At 39.0% G+C, this 20034-nt stretch carries 17 protein-coding genes; 6 read left to right on the top strand and 11 right to left on the bottom strand.

All coding sequences use genetic code 11. The features are described from left to right. Nucleotides 1-65: 65 nt before the first annotated feature. Nucleotides 66-2495 carry a DUF4340 domain-containing protein gene (locus tag KSMBR1_RS03050; RefSeq protein ID WP_099324010.1) on the top strand — a complete coding sequence of 810 codons (2430 nt, stop codon included), beginning with the start codon at nucleotides 66-68 and terminating at the stop codon, nucleotides 2493-2495. A 42-nt stretch (nucleotides 2496-2537) separates the two neighbouring features. Further along, a complete protein-coding gene (locus KSMBR1_RS03045) occupies nucleotides 2538-3938 on the top strand; it encodes a trypsin-like peptidase domain-containing protein (RefSeq protein WP_099324009.1) in 1401 nt (466 codons plus the stop codon). A 148-nt stretch (nucleotides 3939-4086) separates the two neighbouring features. Here KSMBR1_RS03045 and KSMBR1_RS20715 read toward each other — a convergent pair whose 3' ends face one another. Beyond that, a complete protein-coding gene (locus tag KSMBR1_RS20715; RefSeq protein ID WP_157820349.1) occupies nucleotides 4087-4248 on the bottom strand; it encodes a hypothetical protein in 162 nt (53 codons plus the stop codon). Between the two features lie 41 nt (nucleotides 4249-4289). On the opposite strand from KSMBR1_RS20715, the gene KSMBR1_RS03040 reads away from it, so the two are divergent. The 3 genes from KSMBR1_RS03040 (at nucleotide 4290) to KSMBR1_RS03030 (ending at nucleotide 7671) form a co-directional block, all read left to right on the top strand. After that, entirely contained in the window at nucleotides 4290-4964 is a 675-nt protein-coding gene (locus KSMBR1_RS03040; RefSeq protein ID WP_099324008.1) for a heavy metal response regulator transcription factor, read from the top strand. Further along, a complete protein-coding gene (locus tag KSMBR1_RS03035) occupies nucleotides 4942-6372 on the top strand; it encodes a HAMP domain-containing sensor histidine kinase (RefSeq protein WP_099324007.1) in 1431 nt (476 codons plus the stop codon). The genes KSMBR1_RS03040 and KSMBR1_RS03035 overlap by 23 nt, the downstream gene beginning before the upstream one ends. A 177-nt stretch (nucleotides 6373-6549) precedes the next feature. Beyond that, a complete protein-coding gene (locus tag KSMBR1_RS03030) occupies nucleotides 6550-7671 on the top strand; it encodes a glycosyltransferase family 9 protein (protein ID WP_099324006.1) in 1122 nt (373 codons plus the stop codon). Between the two features lie 262 nt (nucleotides 7672-7933). Here KSMBR1_RS03030 and KSMBR1_RS03025 read toward each other — a convergent pair whose 3' ends face one another. The 10 genes from KSMBR1_RS03025 to KSMBR1_RS02975 form a co-directional block, all read right to left on the bottom strand. Then, complete coding sequence (locus KSMBR1_RS03025) at nucleotides 7934-8734, bottom strand: hypothetical protein (RefSeq protein ID WP_099324005.1); 801 nt, start codon at nucleotides 8732-8734, stop codon at nucleotides 7934-7936. 90 nt (nucleotides 8735-8824) lie between these two features. Next, on the bottom strand, nucleotides 8825-9634 hold the full coding sequence (locus KSMBR1_RS03020; protein ID WP_099324004.1) for an energy-coupling factor transporter transmembrane component T family protein: 810 nt from the start codon (nucleotides 9632-9634) through the stop codon (nucleotides 8825-8827). Nucleotides 9635-9758: 124 nt separating this feature from the next. Further along, nucleotides 9759-10745 carry an adenosylcobinamide-phosphate synthase CbiB gene (gene cbiB, locus KSMBR1_RS03015; RefSeq protein WP_099324003.1) on the bottom strand — a complete coding sequence of 329 codons (987 nt, stop codon included), beginning with the start codon at nucleotides 10743-10745 and terminating at the stop codon, nucleotides 9759-9761. 328 nt (nucleotides 10746-11073) lie between these two features. Next, nucleotides 11074-12942, bottom strand: coding sequence for a molecular chaperone DnaK (gene dnaK / locus KSMBR1_RS03005; RefSeq protein ID WP_099324001.1), 1869 nt, complete (start codon nucleotides 12940-12942; stop codon nucleotides 11074-11076). 48 nt (nucleotides 12943-12990) lie between these two features. Continuing rightward, nucleotides 12991-13653 carry a nucleotide exchange factor GrpE gene (locus KSMBR1_RS03000; protein ID WP_099324000.1) on the bottom strand — a complete coding sequence of 221 codons (663 nt, stop codon included), beginning with the start codon at nucleotides 13651-13653 and terminating at the stop codon, nucleotides 12991-12993. Between the two features lie 228 nt (nucleotides 13654-13881). Further along, nucleotides 13882-15537 carry an IS1634 family transposase gene (locus KSMBR1_RS02995; protein ID WP_420886551.1) on the bottom strand — a complete coding sequence of 552 codons (1656 nt, stop codon included), beginning with the start codon at nucleotides 15535-15537 and terminating at the stop codon, nucleotides 13882-13884. A 291-nt stretch (nucleotides 15538-15828) separates the two neighbouring features. After that, complete coding sequence (locus KSMBR1_RS02990) at nucleotides 15829-16305, bottom strand: phosphate-starvation-inducible PsiE family protein (RefSeq protein ID WP_197705318.1); 477 nt, start codon at nucleotides 16303-16305, stop codon at nucleotides 15829-15831. A gap of 297 nt (nucleotides 16306-16602) precedes the next feature. Then, the gene (locus KSMBR1_RS02985; RefSeq protein ID WP_099323999.1) at nucleotides 16603-17109 is read right to left on the bottom strand and encodes an Hsp20/alpha crystallin family protein; all 507 of its coding nucleotides are present in this window, start codon (nucleotides 17107-17109) and stop codon (nucleotides 16603-16605) included. Between the two features lie 133 nt (nucleotides 17110-17242). Further along, nucleotides 17243-17653, bottom strand: coding sequence for an Hsp20/alpha crystallin family protein (locus KSMBR1_RS02980; RefSeq protein ID WP_099323998.1), 411 nt, complete (start codon nucleotides 17651-17653; stop codon nucleotides 17243-17245). A 34-nt stretch (nucleotides 17654-17687) separates the two neighbouring features. Next, nucleotides 17688-18113 (bottom strand): Hsp20/alpha crystallin family protein, encoded by a 426-nt coding sequence (locus KSMBR1_RS02975; RefSeq protein WP_099323997.1) that lies wholly within the window; start codon nucleotides 18111-18113, stop codon nucleotides 17688-17690. 377 nt (nucleotides 18114-18490) lie between these two features. Here KSMBR1_RS02975 and KSMBR1_RS02970 point away from each other — a divergent pair, with 377 nt between their 5' ends. Further along, a complete protein-coding gene (locus tag KSMBR1_RS02970) occupies nucleotides 18491-20029 on the top strand; it encodes a sigma-54 interaction domain-containing protein (RefSeq protein ID WP_099323996.1) in 1539 nt (512 codons plus the stop codon). The last annotated feature ends 5 nt before the right edge of the window (nucleotides 20030-20034 follow it).

Genomic DNA, 20034 nt, shown 5'->3' with positions numbered 1-20034 from the left:
AAATTATTTATGTGGCAGTCGCTTCTGATTAGAGTTTATTCTTCGTGGGAGGAAATAGTTAAGCAATGAAATTTAAAACTACCATAATTCTCTTAATAATTGCAATTATAGGCATAACGTATATATTTGTTTATGAAAAAAAGCAACTGCCCCAAGAGGAGTGGGAGCGGTTACAAAAAAAGGTGCTGCCATATTTCAAAGCGTCACTGGTGAACAAGATAGAATTAAAGAACGAAACCGGTAAAATAGTACTGGAAAAAGCTGAGAATGGTTTTTGGTTTATTGTGGAACCTTACAGGCTGCGTGCAAATAATTCTGAGGTCTCAAGTATTCTCTCCGAGTTTGAGTTTATGTCGAAAGTAGGCTCATTTGAAAAAGAAGGAGACAAACCATTTGACTTAAAATATTATGGTTTTGATAAACAAGAGAACTATATCACGATGTACACAAGTGTAAAAACCAGTCCGGACAAAATACAGATAACAGGGCCAAGCAATAAATACACCGTATTCATTGGAGAAAGACTTGCGGCGGGCGATAATGTATATATTAAACTTGACACAAATGATGAAGTTTTTGTTGTACCGGGTAGCTTGCTGGAAAAAATCAATAAAAGCATTCTTGATTTAAGAAGCAAGTGGGTCTTTACCTTTGACAAAGAAGCGGTTACGCGACTGCAAATAAAAACAAAAGAATATAACATTGTTTGTGAGAAAGACAGAGAGTTTTGGAGAATTAAGGAACCTCTTGACGACCTGGCTGATTTGCAAAAGGTAAGAGATATCATCGCAAAACTTAAAAATCTCGAAATCGATCGGGAGGATTTTCTTCCGGAAGGAGAAGTAGAGCTGTCCAAGTTCGGGCTGGATAATCCGGCATATATGGTTACAGTTACTGAACGGGGACATGATCAATCGGTCATTTTCGGATACTCACTTGATAACAAAGTGTATGCTAAGCGTGTAGATGAGAAAAGTATTTTTTTGCTAAAGGATAATATTCTTGCTGAAATCAAAAAGAAACCAAACGATCTGAGAGATAGGGTTTTAGTGAGGTTTGATTCTTACGGTTCGTATGGAGTGAACAAGCTGGAATTTAAAACAAAAAAAGATACGATATCCATCGAAAAATCACTGGAGCTTGACTGGGTTATCAGAAAACCAATTGATATTTATGCGGATCAGGACAGTGCTAGGAATTTTATTGAGAAAATTAAAACTCTTGAAATAGTAGACTTTGTTTCTGACAAACCGGAAGATTTATCAGTATATGGGTTAAAAGATCCTGTATTTGAGGTTTCCGTGATAAAAGAAGAAAATAAAGAATTGTCAAGATTTTATGTGGGAAATAAATTGCCCGAAGGTAATAAATGTTATGTAAAGCGGGTAGATGAAGATCCGGTATATACCGTTTCAACGGTTGAATTTTATGACAAGCTTGAAAATGCGCTGATTGCTTTCAGAGACAGATTGGTCTGCGATTTTGATAAAGAACTGGTTAAGAAGATTGTAATTGAAAAAACAGACCGCACTTTTTTATGTGAAAAAACGAATAAAACAGACGAAGAAGGTAATGCTATTTGGGAACTAAGCAAACCGATTCAGGCGCGTGCTGATGCAGACAAGGTGAATCAAATCGTATGGGATCTCTCTTTCTTAAAAGCGGAAAATTATGTTGCGGAAAACCCCTCGGATCTTAGTGTTTTCGGTTTGGATAATCCAAGAATGAAAATTCACGTGACATACGAAAAAATTATTAATCAAAAATCTGAAAAACAAAATATAGCAACTGATGCGAAAGACACTATTAACAAAATCATTGAGACAAAAACATTGTTGATAGGGAATACTGTTGGGGGGGGAGATATGGACAATTCATATGCTATGATTGACGGAGTTAATTTGGTATTTGAGTTGTCCTGGCCAAAAATAAGGGATTTTAATGCCGAGTTAGCCCCGACAAAGATTTTAGATTTTGAAAGGATGGATGTGAGAAAACTTACCCTCGTCTATCCTGACAGGGAAATACAGATAGAAAAGGCGGATAATTTTTGGACGTTAAAAAATTACGATGTAAAAGACTTTCAAAGCCGGGAAGTGGAATATTATGTCCATAACCTTGAAAGACTGACGGGTGAATATATAGAACAGTACAAAGCAACAAATCTGACACAGTTTGCATTAGATGAACCGCAACTGTCTATTATCATTGGCTTGGGTGAACGTGATGAAGTCCTTTATATCGGAAAAAAGAAGGATGAAAATAACTATTATGCAAAGAGTAAAAATTCCGAATGTATCTACGTTATCGGTAAAGATAAGGTAGCGAAGCTTATGAGAAAAGAAGATGATTTTACCATGCAGGCAGTCGAAAGGAATTTAAAGGAAGCAATAGATGTGTTGAATACAACAAAAGACCAGATTCCCGGTGAATACGGCGGAGGAGGTATGCACGGCAAGCCACCGGGCAGCAGCCCACAAGGCAGTTTTCACTGAGTAACATAAAAAATGGTTTTTAATTTATAAGAAGATATTCGGATGAAGCATCAATTGTTTTCTCTTTTCAATTTTATTGTCTTCATATGTGCAAATGCCGCATTATTGTCAAATAATGCGGCATTTGCTTTAAATGAGCATTCTAACCGCAGGACGCCTGTGGTCGTTGCCGTGGAAAAGACAAGCGCTGCAGTTGCTAATATCAGCACGGAAAGATTTATTAAACAACGGTACGGAGATCCTTTTTTTGGGTTCAGGAGCGAATTATTTGAACAATTTTTTAATGATTATTTTAATAAGAGTCAACGGAAGGTAGTAGAAAAGCCTTTGGGTTCAGGGGTAATTATTGATGAGGACGGTTATATCGTAACAAACGAACATGTTGTAAGCCGGGCTTCAAAGCTTAATGTAAGGCTGGCAGATGGCAAAAACTACGAGGCTACTATGATTAGTTCTGATCCTGTGACCGATCTTGCCGTGTTAAAAATAGAATCAGAAAGCCCGCTTCCTTATGTTAAAATGGGCACGTCAAAGGACCTTATGATCGGCGAAACGGTGATTGCCCTGGGTAACCCGTTTGGTCTGGAAAATTCGGTAACTATCGGTGTTCTAAGCGCAAAGAACCGTACTTTTACTTTTAGCGGGGAATATGGCAACCTCGAATATAACGGGCTTATTCAAACAGACGCCTTGATAAACCCGGGAAACAGCGGAGGGCCTTTGATTAATATTGACGGAGAACTTATCGGGATAAACACGGCAATCGTAAATCATGCGCAGGGTATAGGGTTTGCCATTCCTGTGGATAAGGTTCGTGAAACACTTGTCAAACTATTTAACTTCAGGGAGATTAATAAAATATGGTTTGGCGCACAAGTAGAGGAGCAGGGCTATGTTTCAAATGGTATACTGGTCACTTCCGTTGAAAAGGAAAGTCCGGCACATAAGGCAAAAATAAAAACCGGAGATTGTATTATAAAGATTGATTCGAAAAGAATCTTTGATGTGCTTGATTTTGAAAAATATATTCTGAAAAAGGATGCAGGTGATAAATTAATTATTACCATTAATCGCAATGGTCAGGAAATGGAGTTGTCGGTTAGCCTTGAAAAGGCTCCAATGCCTTCGGCGGAAAAGCTTGCCTTGGAGAAACTTGGGCTTTACGTCCAGGACCTAACCCCGCAGCTTGCGCAACAATTGAATTTATGGTGGGTTAAGGGTGGGGTGCTAATCTCTGAAGTCCAAAAGAAAAGTCCTGCGGAGAATGTTGGAATTAAGGCAGGCCATGTACTTGTATATGTAGGGCAGTATCGGGTGAATAACATTGAAGAATTTGGAGCATTGCTTAACCTGATGAAAAAGGGAGAACTGTGGGACGTTGGTATCGTCTGGTCTGATATTTATGGCGAGCATCAGGGATACACACGGTTAAAAGTTCGCTAACGTGAGTTTATTACGAAAATGGAAATAATGTCGCCTAAGCAATTTTATGACAGTATGTTGTGTAAGTTGTCAACTGTATACACCGAGTCCTTGAATGTTGGACTTTTATTGTGTGTCCTCAATTTTTAACGCCTCCATCGAGTGCCTTTTAATATCCAGCCAACAACTCTTCCATACGGCTTTTTACTCTTTCCGGAACTGTGCAAAAAACAGCCGTATCTGCAATGATTTCCTGATAGGTACGGTGGAACAAGGGTATCATATCCTCCCGATTCAGAGATTGCCACCGGTCATTTTTGCTTGTTGGCATACAGACTCTTCATATTGCATCCGATAATAAAGTTAATCCCCATGAAAATTTTAATCATAGAAGATGAAAAAAAAATTGCAAAGTATTTAAAACAAGGCCTTGAGGAAAATTCCTATACTGTTGATATAGCGCATAATGGTATTGATGGCTTACATTTGGCGACACATGAGAATTATGACCTCATAGTAGTAGATATAATGCTTCCGGGAATCAATGGAAAGGAAGTACTGAAACAAATAAGAAACACCGGAATTCACACTCCGGCAATATTTCTCACGGCAATAGATTCCGTAAACGATAAAGTAAACGGTCTGGATATTGGAGCTGACGATTATATAGTCAAGCCTTTTTCTTTTTCCGAGCTGTTAGCACGTATTCGCGCTTGCATGAGGAGAAGAACAGACAATTATGTATCAAATTTAAAAACAGGCAATGTAACACTTGATCCCAAAACCAGAAAAGTATTCCGGGATAAACAAAAGATTGAGTTAACGCCCATTGAATTCTCTATTCTTGAATATTTCATGAGAAACCCAGGACAGATTTTAACCAGAACGATGATTTCTGAGCACATATGGGATTACAATTATGAAAGCTTTAGCAATGTAATTGATGTTCACATTAGTCGTTTAAGAAATAAACTGGAGAAAGATTTTGATAAAGGCATTATACATACGGTGAGAAGGGTCGGCTATGTTCTCGAAGAAAGAGATTAAATTTTTCCGAACAATTGGTTTTAAAATAACACTCTGGTACGCTACTTCAGTATTGCTAATAGTAGTCATTTTAGGAATATACTTATACTATCGTTTATACTATGTACTTAATAAAGAAATGTGTGCAATCCTTTTAGATGAAGGTGAAGATATTTTACAACATTTTACGGAAACGAATTTAAATCTGGATGCCCTGAAAACTGAAATCGAAAAAGAAGTTTCCGTCGGGAAATTTTTTAAAATATCAGCATTGTTATATGATATAGAAAATAATTCAATCATTACATCGGTAAATTCCATTGAGTTCCCTTTAAAAACTTTTGAAAAAGCAATTAACAATGCAAAAAATGGAAATGAAACATTCGATACCGCCAAACCAAAAGATTCAACCGATAGCTTCCTTCTTTTAACAATACCCGTATTCCAGGATAACAGCCCGAAATATGTTTTACAGATGGCTACCTCTCTGAAGCCATCATATAAAACATTAAAAAATTTCAGGGATGATATAATAGTGATAATGCCGGGAATTGTTATTATCACTATCATAGGAGGCTGGTTTATCGCCAAAAAAAGCCTTGATCCTGTCGGATATATTACAAACGCAGCCAAAACAATAACGGCATACAATTTACATACAAGACTTAAACCCGCACATACAGGAAGTGAGTTAGAAGAATTGACGGATACAATTAATCTTATGTTAGACCGTCTTGAAGATGCCTTCCGAAAAATTATTCAATTTACCTCTGATGTTTCCCATGAATTAAGAACGCCGCTTGCTGCTCTAAAAGCCGGAATAGAAGTAATGCTTGCAAAACAAAGAACCCCGGAAGAATATTGCGAACTGCTGGAAAATAATTTAATTGAGCATGAAAAAATAATTAACATGATAAATGATTTACTGGTTTTGCTGAAAACAGACGCGGCAAAACAAGAGTTCTATGATGTTGATCTTAAAAAAATGCTGTGTGAACTTTACACAGCGTTTCAAGTAATTACAGAAACTAAAAAAATAGACTGCACAATAAGTAAGATGGAAAATATTACAATAGATGGAGATCAAAAATTACTCTATCGTTTGTTTTCCAATCTTTTGGATAATGCGATTAAATATACTTCCCCGGGAGGCAATATTTGCATTTCTCTGAAAGATTTGGAAAATGAAGTTATTGTTTCAATCAGGGACTCCGGAATAGGGATTTCCGAAAATGACCATAACAAGATTTTTGACAGGTTTTTTCGTGTAGATGCTTCAAGGTCAAGGGATACCGGAGGGGTAGGCCTGGGATTAAGTATTTGCAAAAACATAGCAGACCTTCATAAAGGAAAAATAGAAGTAAAAAGCACAATAGGAAAAGGCAGCGCTTTTTTAGTTACCCTTCCAAAAAGTCATTTCAATCGCTAACCTGTTTTTTAGTTACACGTATCTTAAGCGGTACCAACGCTTCCCTTGATTGATGTATCAATTGCCTTACACATTAAGCTTTCTTCATGTCTTCTTCATCAACCCTTAATGTTTGCCTGGTATAAGAGTTGTCATTTATTGTGACATATTCTTTTAAACGAGTAATCAAAGGAAAAGATGGAAAAGCAATATACCCCTGTTTTAAAAGATGAATTTGGTCTCGCTTTATCCGGGAAACATTTCAAACGTTCAAGTTTTCTGCGCTGCCTGAAACTCAGTATTCGCCGTATCTTTTTACTGGCTCTTGCACGTATGATGCATGTTGGCGTTGAACCTTTGCCCAACCTGTATGCAATGAAGAAGATACTGCTTGTTTCCGTAAACCAACGTTTAGGGAATACTATCCTGGTTACCCCCGCTGTATCAGCGCTTATTAAAGCCCTGCCAAATGTGCAATTCTGTTTTGTTGGGGGGAGGCATGCAAAATCCATACTGGAGGGATATGCCATAAAACAAATTCATACTATCAAACGAATAGACACTGTGCTTCCGCATCGATTATGGCGTCTTATTACAATACTTCGAAAAGAAAAGTACGATGCAGCCATTCATCTAAGCACGGCGACTAATTCACTGGGCGCCTATATCACATATGCATCCGGAACCAGGCATCGCATCGGGTGTATGCGAAACGATGGCAATATATTGTTTACCTCTGTTTTTAAACATCCACAATCGCGTCACAAGGTAGATCAAATCCGGGAATGTATGCAACAAATAGGGATAGCAGCTTTTGATGAACGCAAAATTATACTCAAACCGGAAGAACAGCTCAGGGCAGAAGATTTCTTCAAATTGCATTTCGGAGATTCATTTAAGAAACCGATTGGCATATTTACCGGCGGCAGACAAAAAAAAGGAAAGGCATGGAATCTGGAAAGTTTTGGTATTATTGCAGAGAATCTGAGAACACGGCATATCCCCATGGTAATATTTATAGGGCCAGAAGAGATGGGAAATGAAAAATGTATACAATCGGTAATAGGATCTGCCTTATACATAAAAAATGCCACATTGCGCGAAGTAGCTGCCTTAGTATCAAAGTGTAAGGTCATAGTAACTCCTGATTCAGGCCCAATGCATCTTGCAGTTGCAGTAGGGACGAAAACTATCGCTCTTTTTTCCAAACCAAACTTTGACAGATGGGGGCCAAGAGAGCCTTATGGGAAAGTAATATTTGATAAAAGCAAAACAAACACAAAAGAGATACTAAATGTACTGCTTGAATACTATGCATAAGGAATAATCAAGAGGCTTACGATTTTGCAACACCTTACTCTTTTGAAAAAATTTGCAGTGCATATGATAGTACAGTATACATAGTAAAATGTTTGCTTCCTTAAAATAATTCTTATCCGCAGATTTCGCAGACTTCGTCGTGAGTCGAACGATTAGCGCAGATAAAAAACCGCTTTAATCTTCTCCTGATCTGTGGAAATCGTGGTAATTTGTGGATTATTTATTTTACTACATGTTTGTGAACCAAAGGTTCATGGATGTTTCATTTTGTCATCTTGCTTTTGAATATTTTCTCCTTCTTTTTTCTGCCAGGCCTGTTATCTTCGTTTTCAAGCGCCTGTTCCAAATAAGTATGCCATTTATCGCCATAATGCTTTTCCAGCCATGTCTCAATATGTCCGGTCCAGCGATTGTATGCCTGCCGTATCGTTTTTATTACGGGGTGTACTTCTGAAGTGCAGAGAATAGATGGAACCTTTGGTACTTCTATTAGAAAATATTCCGAAGGTTTTTCATTCCAGATGGCACTTATTTTTACACTATCTTTACACTGATCTAGTCTTTTCCGTGTATCATCGACTGAACAATGGGGAGAGATTTTGCGCAAAAGAGCCTGGTCGTCTTTGATGGCATAAAAAAGACGGAAAACGTGTGTGTGTTTCAATCTGACATATTCTTCAGGGGCAATATACTCGTTGTAAATACAAGGTGCCGGGACGTCGTGCATAAAACTATCTTTCCTGTCGGGAAATGCCTTGCATACATACGGCCTGCGCTTTTTACCATACGCAGCGCATCGCAATAGTATCTGCATATCATCGGATGCGTCATCTTTCCATGTTAAATAAAACTCCAGGCACTTGCATGGATTATAAACAATATCCTTTGCGTGAAGGGCGGTATAAAGCAATTTTATGCCATACGCAGCGCTTCTTTTCCTGAAGATATGTTTCCATATGCCCAAATGATTCTGCTTCCTGGGAATGCTCATAAAACAACATATGCCGTCAGCACAAATGTCTTCTGTGTAACAAACGCGTCCTTTATTAGAATTTATTTCCATGTCAGAATTCTTCCTTTAATATCCGGTGAGTCGATGCCTCATGTTGATAAAAAGAGATTGTAACCGCGAATCTTTAACTTTTTGAAGTAATCATATCTGTAAATTTTGCCATAAATGTGAGTGTGATATTTTAATGTTTTCTATTTTATAAATTACTCCGGAAACGATGCATACCAGCATGATGATTACGCCTATCATAAACAAAAAATCCTTATAGGAAAACCGCAAATGCGCCGTGTTGTACATTTCTCCGCCAGCACAAATACATAATACACTATGGTCTTTTCCGGGAGAATCAGGTCTTTTGTCAAATAATGTAAATGGGGCAGGGATATATTTTTTTAATTTTCTCCGGTGTTTAAAGCCGATAAAACGGTACATTTCAAACCGCAACAGCCTCTTACTGTTATTGATTAATTGAATGATATGATACAAAGCAGATACCATGCGTAATACAAGTGCCCGTGGTATATATAATTTCTCCACTCCTCTCAAAAAATCTGTATAGGACATAGTTACTGATACAACAACAATGAATACTATAGATAAATCAAGTTTGATTATAAAGCACAAAAAAGTCCATATTTCTTCTTTCGCAATACTTACTGCCGAACAGCTTCCTTTGATAAAATAACAAATAAATGCTCTTCTTAAAAAAAGAATGAACAGTAGCATAAAAGGCAATACGGTGATGGGAAACAGGACAAAATGAAATTTTTGCAATAACCGGGCTGGTGAAATATCGGAAAATAAAAAGATTGCAAGTATTAACAAAAAATATACTCCAAAATCCTTCGCCCTGCTCATCGGCGTTAAGGCCATGCAGGAAACAATAAAAAAAAGGGATATGATCTTTGCCCTTGGGTCTAATGTTTCCAAAAAATGCTTAGTACAGTTCATAATTTAATGTATAGGAATTTCAATATTTTTGGAAAGACGCATTGCATGTGAACCCGCTAAAGGATTTTTGATTTCTGCTGGAATTTATCCTTCTGAATCAGGGGGCAGGAACGGCATTTTCATGTCACCTCGAATGCTGCGTCGTTGCCAAAACCCGGACCATCATGATGAAACTTAATCCGCTTATCAAAAACAATACGGACGTGACAAACATTAGCCTTAACGCCATTTCCAGCGATTCCAGTGTTAACTGTTTTTTATTATCGCCGATATAGGGTTTATCCACAACTTCACCCCCATAGGTGCTTGGCCCTCCCAGTTGAACCCCCAATGCACCTGCAAAAGCAGCCTCGGGTATTCCGCTATTAAGGCTCTCATGTTTTCTTCCTTCCTGAAAAGCCGTCCTTAAAGAGGATTGAAAACCATGCCCGCATAAAAAAGAAGCCACAGGAATAAACAAGGCAGATAATCTTGCCGGGATGTAGTTTGCCATATCATCCAATCTCGCTGACGCCCATCCAAGCTTTATATATTTTTCGTTTTTATATCCAACCATAGAATCCAGCGTGTTTACCGCCCTATAGGTCATCGCTGCGACCGGTCCTCCAATGAAACAATAAAATAATGGCGCTAAAGTGCCATCAACACAACTCTCTGCCACCGTTTCTATAGCTGCGCGTATTATTTGTTCTCTGTTTAAATCTGCTGTATCGCGTCCCACAATGCGGGATAACATACTTCTGGCATTTTTTAAATCATTTATACGAAGCATGTTGATCACTTTTTTTGCTTCATCTGCCAGATTTTTTATGGAAATCGCAAAATAAACAATAATACCTCCCGTTATTACCTGACATACCGGGTTCCATTGTTTAGAAAGGGACATAATTTCGCAGGTGATTATATACACGCCGGACACAATGCCGCCGGTTAAAAACAACCCCATCAACCTTTCCGGCAGAGGCAATCTACGCACGATATATTCTATACAATGAATAGATTTCCCTATCAATCTTACGGGATGAAAACGCCATTGTGGATCGCCAATAGTTATATCAAGTATGAATGCGGCAATTATCTGGAAATGGATAAAAGAGAAGGAATCATACATTATTAGTAGAAATCATTAATTAATAAAAGAAAAACCACAGATTTCACAGATTACACAGAATGAGTAAGACCCCGGCGGGTTCAGGTTTACAACCCAAACCAGCCTGTAAAATCCCAATTGGCCACTTAACCACTAAGTATAGAAACACAAAATCCCCAACTACCATTTCTTCAAATAAGAATAAAAATAGTAGTTGGGGATTAGATTTTTCAAAAGCAATCGTTAAAACGGGTATTTCTTTGCAAACCTTTAATGCGGACAGCGTATTTTTATAAAATACCTCCGTCATTATTCTTCGAAGAACCTCACCGGCAAAGGAATAGTATCATCAATTTTTTACTTCATAATCGGCGTCAATGATATCATCTTCGCCCCCTTTGCCTTTTCCACCACCCTTTTCTTCCTGTTCACCGCCGCCGTGAGGAGGCGTCTGTGGGCCTTCTTTCTTTGCAGCTTCCTGATAAATCTTTGTACTGATTTCCTGCAGGATATTTGTTAATTCATCCATCTTTTTCTGGATGTCTTTTTCGTCTTCCAATTTGATTGCTTCTCTCAGATTTTTGATTGCATTTTCTACCTGCTGTTTTTGTGCACTCTCTACTTTATCGCCCAGGTCCTTCAATGTTTTTTCTGCGCTATACGCCAGATTATCCGCCTTGTTTTTTATTTCTATCTTTTCTTTCACCAGTTTATCCTGGTCGGCGTAATTCTGCGCATCTCTGACCATCTTATCAATTTCTTCCTGGCTCAGTTTTGTTGAAGCGGTTATTGTAATTTTCTGTTCGTTTCCTGTCCCAAGATCTTTCGCATGTACGTTAATTATGCCGTTTGCATCGAGATCAAAAGATACTTCTACCTGAGGAACCCCTCTTGGCGCCGGAGGTATCCCGGTAAGATGAAACTTTCCAAGGGTTACATTGTCACGCGACATGGAACGTTCGCCCTGAAGAACGTGTATTTCAACACTGCTCTGATTATCTTCTGCAGTGGTAAAAATCTGGCTCTTTTTTGTGGGAATAGTGGTATTTCTTTCTATTAAATGAGTGGTAACGCCGCCAAGCGTTTCAATGCCCAAAGAAAGCGGAGTTACATCCAGCAATACAAGGTCCTTTACCTCTCCTGATAAAACACCCGCCTGTATGGCTGCGCCCATAGCAACGCATTCCATAGGGTCAATTCCGCGTTCAATTTTCCTTCCCACGTAATTTTCCACATATTTCTGAACACATGGCATACGGGTAGGGCCTCCTACGAGGATGATTTTGGAGATGTCGTTCGCCGTCATTTTCGCATCCTTCAATGCTTGTTCTATAGAAGCGCCGCACCGGTTAACTATTGGAGAAACCAGTTGTTCTATTTTTGCCCGCGTCATGGAATGTGTAAAATGTTTTGGGCCGGAAGCATCCGCCGTAAGAAACGGAAGGTTAATATCTGTGGAAAGTGTTGTGGAGAGTTCTATTTTCGCCTTTTCTGCCGCCTCTCTCAATCTCTGCATTGCCATCTTGTCATTTTTCAGGTCGATGCCAAATTCCTTTTTAAACTCCTCTGCCAGATAATCAACAATATGATTATCCATGTCCGTGCCGCCTAGTTGGGTATCGCCGCTGGTAGAAACAACCTCAAATACGCCTTGGCCAAAGTCCATGATGGTGCAATCCAAAGTACCACCGCCCAGATCAAAAACAAGAATCTTTTGAGACTCTTCCGTCTTGTCTAATCCATATGCCAATGACGCCGCAGTAGGTTCATTGATAATCCTCACCACGTCGAGTCCTGCAATAGTACCGGCGTCTTTTGTTGCCTGACGTTGGTTGTCATTAAAATATGCAGGAACCGTTATTACCGCCTTTTCAACACGTTCTCCCAGATACGCTTCAGCATCATGTTTGATTTTTTGCAGAATAAATGCGGAAATTTGTTGAGGAGTAAAACTTTTTCCCCTAATCTCGACTTTATAGTCGGTCCCCATTTTTCTCTTTATCGCATATATTGTGCCCTCTGTATTGCTAACGGCCTGCCTCCTTGCCGGTTCGCCTACAAGTTTTTCCCCGTCTTTTGTAAAAGCAACATAGGAAGGAAATGCCTTTCCTCCGATGGTCGCCCCTTCAGCGCTTGGGATAATAGTCGGTTTACCACCTATTAATACCGCAGCGGCAGAATTGCTTGTGCCTAAATCTATTCCAATAATTTTTGACATATCCTATTCTCCTTTAATCTCTTCCTAATTTTTAGTGTTTTCAGTTCCTTAAGTCTCTTCTTTTTGCGATTTTTGTGATACCACTACCTTTGCAGGTCTTAAAACCAGGGAGTTTAGCAAATACCCCTTTTGTATTTCCTGCAATATGGTATTCTCCGGCGCCTCATCATTCACCATCTGCATCAAAACCTCATGTTTACAGACATCTAATTGTGTCCCTTCCGCTTTTATAGGCTCTAGTCCTTCAGATTTTAACACACGGGAAAATTCTTTATAAATTAATTTTATCCCTTCTTTGAATTCCTTGCCCATGGATTCATCGTTAGTGGCAGCAGCTTTTTCAAGACTCTCGTAAATATCGAGTAATTTTTTAATGAGTGATTCAGTTGCCGTACGTTCAACTATCTGGCGTTCTTTTGCGACCCACTTCTTGTAATTGTCAAAATCAGCCGCCAGTCTGCGTACGGAATGCTGAAGTTCACCAATCTTATTTCTACTTTCATCTAATTCTTGTTTTAGTGATTGTACTATTGCCTGCTGTTCCGCAAACAGTACCTCTGATGGTTGAACAACTTCAATCTCATTCGATTCTGGATCACCACCATTCTTACTCTCTGATTCGGTATCGGACGGCGAAGCATACTTCCCTTCAGGAGTTGCTTCTTTATCATCTTCAAGTTTATCAAGTTTTTTTTCTGATTCGTTTGACATTATTTTAATGTTTTTAGTCAAAAAGGGGCTCTGAAATTTTAAAATTTAAATTATAACAAAAAATATCTCTTTGGCAAGTTATTAACCGCCAGGGCCACGTCAAAGTCCGTGTTGAAGTGTTTTGATATTACCATAAACAAGCCGTTTTTTAGATTCGAGGTAATTCTTTATATTGTAACGGATGTTCACCCCAAGTCAAAAAACAAAAGTGCCGTAAAAGCCTTATATTTATTGACTTTTACGCCGAACAGCAAGCTTTTTTCTAGTGACTACCCGTATGTTCCGGCTTGGCAATACTTCTGGCAACTTTATCTGTAATGCCTCTAATAATTCATGTGATTGTTGCCGCGGACGCGGGATCTTCTGGCAACTAGCTTTTTGGCCTTTGATTGTTACTTCCATCGAACAAATGGTCGTCAATTGTGCGAGACCTTCCTCTACCGTCAAGTCAAAATTCTTCCACGCTCTGCGCAGCCTTCGAATTATCATGTACGCAAGCATTACCACAAACACATGTCCCCGTGTACTATCCTCCTTTCTTACATACACCGGACGAACCTCCAAATTCACCGTCTTACAGTCCCGAAACGCCTTCTCCACTTCCGTTAAATCCTTGTATCGTTCATGTACCAGATTGGTATCCGCCTCGTTCTCCTCAAGATCAGTCTTGATTGCGTAACAACCATCAAGGTATGATGCCTCCTTTAATGCTTCCTCATCTCTCTCTATCTTTAGCGTCCTATCCTCTTCTTTTATCTGCACCCACCCATCAAGTTTCAATCTCGTTAGCCTTTCCCTTGTTGTTTCCAGTGCCTTCGATACTGACGACTTAGGATGTTCCTTCAGATAACTGTTCTTCTTCACGATGTATTTCTCTATACTCTGTAATTTTGATACACGGGTCTTTGACATCTCTTCCGCCCTTACCGGATTGCGCCTCAGAATATATCGAACCTCATCATCCTTTATCTCGCAGAGCTTTTCTTCGAACAATCCTAATTGCAGTATCCCTTTATTTATCAACGACTCTATCTGCGGCTTAGTTATCGCCGTTATGTAATGAAACCCTTCCGGTAAACTTTCGATTTGCACCGTCTTGATCATCCCACGATCTCCTACAATCGTTACATCTTTACATCCAAACCGCTCTAATACCTTCTTTACCTGAGATTCAAAGGTCTTCGGATCCTGGGTGTTACCCCTAAATACTTCTGTTGATACCGGCTCCCCGGATTCATCACAAAGCATACCGATCACTATCTGTTTTTTCCTCTTTTTGCCGTCACGATTATACCCGTACTCACCAAAATGATTCGACTTCCCCTCTAAATAACTGCTCGTCACGTCATACAAAAACAACTTCGGCTTATTGCCTCCTCGTCTTAACTCAAACAGCTTTCGCTCTATCTTTGCCTGATTCTCTGACAACCATGACAAATTATCGTACAGATTGTTCTCGTCAAACCCACGCTTCATATCCAGGACGTCACCCGCAGCATGTATCTGCGCCAGCCTTACTGCAGACAGTCTTGACCCCCGGCCTATTACCCTTGCCATTACTTGCCAAAGCGCCAGCTTTCCTTCAAAGTCCTTTCCCAATGCCTCTTCTATCCCTAATTCCTTTGCCACTTGGTACACGCTCCACGCTGCTCCCACAGACAAACCCTCATGGAGTTTCACCGATTCTGACAATGCGCCCAATGCACAGAGATCGTCTTTATGTGCGAGTGCAAGTCTTATCGCTTCAATCTCCAGGGGAGTGCAATTCGACAGATTCGCAATGGTGCGTTTCTTGACCTTCCCATCCTCACGGTACGATTCCCGCAGAAGGGTAGATCGATAGATTTTTTTACCGGATTTTGACTTGTTCTCTACAATATGCATGTCCACCATTGTACAGATAACAACCATTATCAGTCAAGTATATTGTCGGATAATAACAATATATTAGTGACTACATATTTATTAAAAATACAGCCTTAACAAACTATGTATTAAGCACTTATGCGTTTTGGCAGGGGTGAACATCCGTTGTAATTGGTTAAATAAGAATTTGACGCGACCCTGATTAACCGCTGTATCAACTGCCGGTTACAAAACACTAAAACATACTAGCCTGCAAAAGTTATGGTAATTTTATTTTCCGTTTAATATTATTCGGAATTATGATACCGATTATCTGTTTTTGTATCTCGCGCTATCCTCTCTTTCCTTTATGAGCCAGAACACAATACCTGCCACCAGCAAAGCACCAGAAAGCGCTGCAATAATGGCGGGTGATTCGGTTTTTACATCAAGAATGATAAGTTTTCTAGCCAACGCAAGTATTGCTATAAGCATTACCGTCCTTACCTGAACAATGCTTGCCCGCCTGAATATTGACTGAAGAATTGAATGCTTAAATTCAAGAGCAATGAGTAATGTCATAATCATTCCGAAAATTGTCTGAAATACTGAATGTTCAATTGGATTCAGGGCAAGCACTATAAGGAGATTGTATACATCAACTATGAGTCGTAAAAAAGCAATAATGATCACAATTGAAATTATAACCGTTAAAGCAATTGAGACAATATGCTCAAATTTTTCATAAAAATGCATTGATTTCCAGTTTTCCGGATGCGGCAATTTGCCTTTCGTATTCAACTCCATAGCCTTAACTCTCTTGTAATGCAAAACAAAAAACATTGATTACGCAAACTTCTACTACATACTCTATATTGGTGTCCCAAAGAATTTCGTATTTTTTCCATTTGCTTCGGCTACTGCAAAATAAGGCGTTGAAGTATCTTTTTCAACCTCAGGTGTTTCCCAATCACGTAACAAACTATCATAGGTGCAATTGTTTTTATTTTGAAAATAATAAATGCCCAGTGGTAAATTACATCTACTATGGAAGCGCCAATCGCATGGCAGCGATAATAAGCGCTTCCATAATAACCATCACAATCACTCGCTTTTTACTTCAATCTTTCGCACATTTTCATGCGCTTTTACGCTTTTGGGTAGATGTATCTTCAACACTCCTTTATTGAATGATGCCTTCACTTTTTCCTGGTCAACTTCACATGGAAGTTGCAGAGAGCGGTAAAATGACCCATAACTCCGCTCTACATGATAGTACTCTTTGTCTTTTTCTTCTTTTTCCTGTTTCTTCTCTCCCTTAATCGTAAGCACATCATCCCTCAAAGTAATTTCAACATCATTTTGATCCATACCCGGTACTTCTGCAGTAATTTCAATCTCTCTGTCATTTTCACTTACATCTATTCTCGGCGAAAATTCTGCGAATCGTTCTTCTTTAAAGGAAATGGATGGAAATCTGTCAAAACCTCTGAAGAAATCATCAAATAACCGATCCACTTCCCGATGGAGTGTGGCAACGGGATGCCGCATCTCAGGTTGTAATTGCTGTTGCTTCTTCCTGTTCCAGGTAATTAAGTCTTTCCAGGCCATAATAGCCTCCTTTCTAAAGAAAATGTAAGATATTCATTATTCAAAAAACCTCCTTTTCTTTCACTAACAACAAACATGTCAAATCAAAATTTATTCATAAGAAACAATGTTAATTGCTTTTTGCCAACTCTTGTCATTTTATTTGAATCTTTCTTGGTTGTGCTTCTGGAGCCTTTGGAAGTGTCAGGACCAAGACGCCATCTGCAAGGTTTGCATCAATTTTCTCGGTATCAATGGTATTTGATACGGTAAATTTCCGTGTATAATGGCCTACATTGTATTCAGTATATACCGGATTGAGGTTTTCATACGGCGAGAAGTCAATCTTGGCATCAACCTCAAGGATATTATTTTCCAGCATGACATTTATGTTCTCCCTTTTTACACCCGGGACATCCATGCAAACAACCAGGTTTTTTTCTGTTTCAACTATATCTGTTCTGGGAACATAATATTTTCCTGGTACCGTTTTTTCGCCTTCAAACTCAGTTTTTACTGGTTTCCGACTTTCAGCCTTTGCAACTTCTTTTGCTTCGTTACCCATACTATCCTCCTCTCATAATTTGATTATTGATTAATTATTGAATTGCAATCTTTTTCGGTTTATCAGTCTCTGCACGTGGCAAGGAAACTACCAAAAGACCTTCTTTATACTCTGCCTGAACTTTTTCAGATTCAATGTTAAACGGCAGTCTTAACGTCCTGTCAAATTCCGAAAAATTACGTTCGATACGGTGATAACTGACATTTTTTCCGTAGTCGATTGTACGTGTTCCTGATAATCGTAATATGTTCTCCTTCACCTCTATGTTCAGGTCTTCTTTTTTTACTCCCGGTAATTCTGCAACGAGTACCAAGTCCCCATTTTTTTCAAAAATATTTACAGGCGGATATACCCCGCTACTTGCGGTACCGTTCTCAAAAAATCCCGCATCACGCGTAAGATCCAGCGCTTCCTGAAGCCCCAATAACGTTTCAAGTGTTCTTGATAGCGGCATCATCATAAACCAAAACCTCCTTTCAAAAAGGTAATAAAAAATTGTTCTTTAAACTTGCCGCGGCATATGCCGTATTTTAAAAATGTTTTTTGCTGGTTGTTCTTTGAGCAATGAATGTGCCATATTTCGTAAGTTGCCATTAGTACAAATGTTATCTATTTTGACGCATTTTAAAGACGTTATATCGTTGGATAATGGGAAGAGCCATTCCGTTTTATTGTGGATTTACATGCTCAAATGTGTTGCATTTTACGTACGATCTTGCGGTATTTATGGGGACTTTTTACATTATTCCTTGTTTATATGGAAGTTATGGATAATATTATCTTATTGTAGCAAGGGAAATATATTTCTCATTTATTTGAAATAATCTCAATACGATTATGAAAGAAAAAAAGGATTCAGTTCAAAAATTGTTTGTTCCCGACATCGGAGGTAATGCGGATATTCAGCCTTATTTCCTGGCGAGTGACGGGGAAATTGACAAGTCGATTATAGATAACCTTGATTCAGATGTTATTATCCTGGATAAGGATCTTAACATTGTGCTTATGAATAAATCTGCGGAACGGACATTTGGCGTGAGTTTTCATGAGGTAAAAGGCACAAACTACCTGGCCTTGCGGCTTAGATCGATAGAACAGGAACTGGCCAGAAACCTTAATAATGTTCTTAAAACAAAAAAGGCATTCACTATTAAAGAACTGCAGATTATTTCTCCAGATAAAGTTACACACTTTTTTGACCAGAGTTGTATTCCTATCCTTGATGATGGCGGCGTACTGCAAGGTGTGCTTTCTATCAGTAAGGATGTTACAAAAAGGGTATATAAGGAGATTCAATATCAGGAATCTCAGAAGATGCTAAAGGCCTTGTTTCGGGAATTAGAGGTTAAAAATACTACTATCCGGAGTTTGCAGACTTCATTAAGAGAGCGGTACAGTTTTCATAGCCTGATCGGCAAGAGTTATTTGATGCAGAATATTTACGACCTGATCGAAAAGGTCTCCCAAACCGATTCAACGGTTCTTATTACGGGAGAGACGGGAACAGGAAAGGAATTGGTGGCAAGGGCAATTCATTATAATAGCCACAGAAAAGACTATAACCTGGTGGCCGTAAATTGCGCTGCTTTGCCTGAGACCCTTTTGGAAAGCGAACTCTTTGGCCATGTCAAGGGTTCTTTTACCGGTGCTATTCGGGACAAAAAAGGGAAGTTTGAACTTGCGGATAAAGGAACCATATTTCTGGATGAAATCGGAGAATTGTCGATTCCCACCCAGGTTAAGTTGTTGCGGGTACTGCAGGAAAGGTACATAGAACGGGTAGGGGACGAAAAGACCATAAAAGTAGATATTCGCATTATTGCTGCAACAAACCAGGATATCCTTGAATTAATTGAAAAGGGAACGTTTCGGAAAGACCTCTTTTACCGGCTGAATATTATATCAATCAGGCTTCCATCCCTAAAAGAACGCGCCGATGATATCCCGCTTTTGGTGAATCATTTTATTGAAAAATTCAACATTCGCTTCAAAAAGAATATAAGCGGCATATCTCCAAACGCCTTAAGAAAACTTATGACACATTCATGGCCTGGAAATATCAGGGAACTCGAAGGCGTCATCGAAAAGGCTGTCCTTCTGGAAGAATCCGAAACTATCGAAAATATAGAGTTGACGGCAGACCATTCCGCAACTACGAACCTTTGTCTCCCCAAACCTTTAAATGCCGGACCTGATATTTCCTCTTATGAGGATCTGCAGAAACGTTTGGATATGTTGGAGCGGGAATATTTTGTCAGCGTATTTCAGAAGCATCATGGCAGGATAGGTAGTATAGCAGCATGCACAGGCCTTAACAGACGTACGATTTTAAATAAAATGAAAAAATTTTCACTTAAAAAGAGTTTATTTAAATAGCGTTG

It is taken from the genome of Candidatus Kuenenia stuttgartiensis, from assembly GCF_900232105.1.
In the GTDB taxonomy this organism is placed as follows: domain Bacteria; phylum Planctomycetota; class Brocadiia; order Brocadiales; family Brocadiaceae; genus Kuenenia; species Kuenenia stuttgartiensis_A.
The sequence above is the reverse complement of the archived record's forward strand: the minus strand, read 5'-3'. Positions and strand labels throughout refer to the sequence as shown.

Coding starts and splice junctions, on each gene's coding strand:
- KSMBR1_RS03050 (WP_099324010.1), top strand. CDS start 66: ATGAAATTTAAAACTACCATAATTCTCTTAATAATTGCAATTATAGGC.
- KSMBR1_RS03045 (WP_099324009.1), top strand. CDS start 2,538: ATGAAGCATCAATTGTTTTCTCTTTTCAATTTTATTGTCTTCATATGT.
- KSMBR1_RS20715 (WP_157820349.1), bottom strand. CDS start 4,248: ATGCCAACAAGCAAAAATGACCGGTGGCAATCTCTGAATCGGGAGGAT.
- KSMBR1_RS03040 (WP_099324008.1), top strand. CDS start 4,290: ATGAAAATTTTAATCATAGAAGATGAAAAAAAAATTGCAAAGTATTTA.
- KSMBR1_RS03035 (WP_099324007.1), top strand. CDS start 4,942: ATGTTCTCGAAGAAAGAGATTAAATTTTTCCGAACAATTGGTTTTAAA.
- KSMBR1_RS03030 (WP_099324006.1), top strand. CDS start 6,550: ATGGAAAAGCAATATACCCCTGTTTTAAAAGATGAATTTGGTCTCGCT.
- KSMBR1_RS03025 (WP_099324005.1), bottom strand. CDS start 8,734: ATGGAAATAAATTCTAATAAAGGACGCGTTTGTTACACAGAAGACATT.
- KSMBR1_RS03020 (WP_099324004.1), bottom strand. CDS start 9,634: ATGAACTGTACTAAGCATTTTTTGGAAACATTAGACCCAAGGGCAAAG.
- cbiB (WP_099324003.1), bottom strand. CDS start 10,745: ATGTATGATTCCTTCTCTTTTATCCATTTCCAGATAATTGCCGCATTC.
- dnaK (WP_099324001.1), bottom strand. CDS start 12,942: ATGTCAAAAATTATTGGAATAGATTTAGGCACAAGCAATTCTGCCGCT.
- KSMBR1_RS03000 (WP_099324000.1), bottom strand. CDS start 13,653: ATGTCAAACGAATCAGAAAAAAAACTTGATAAACTTGAAGATGATAAA.
- KSMBR1_RS02995 (WP_420886551.1), bottom strand. CDS start 15,537: ATGCATATTGTAGAGAACAAGTCAAAATCCGGTAAAAAAATCTATCGA.
- KSMBR1_RS02990 (WP_197705318.1), bottom strand. CDS start 16,305: ATGGAGTTGAATACGAAAGGCAAATTGCCGCATCCGGAAAACTGGAAA.
- KSMBR1_RS02985 (WP_099323999.1), bottom strand. CDS start 17,109: ATGGCCTGGAAAGACTTAATTACCTGGAACAGGAAGAAGCAACAGCAA.
- KSMBR1_RS02980 (WP_099323998.1), bottom strand. CDS start 17,653: ATGGGTAACGAAGCAAAAGAAGTTGCAAAGGCTGAAAGTCGGAAACCA.
- KSMBR1_RS02975 (WP_099323997.1), bottom strand. CDS start 18,113: ATGATGATGCCGCTATCAAGAACACTTGAAACGTTATTGGGGCTTCAG.
- KSMBR1_RS02970 (WP_099323996.1), top strand. CDS start 18,491: ATGAAAGAAAAAAAGGATTCAGTTCAAAAATTGTTTGTTCCCGACATC.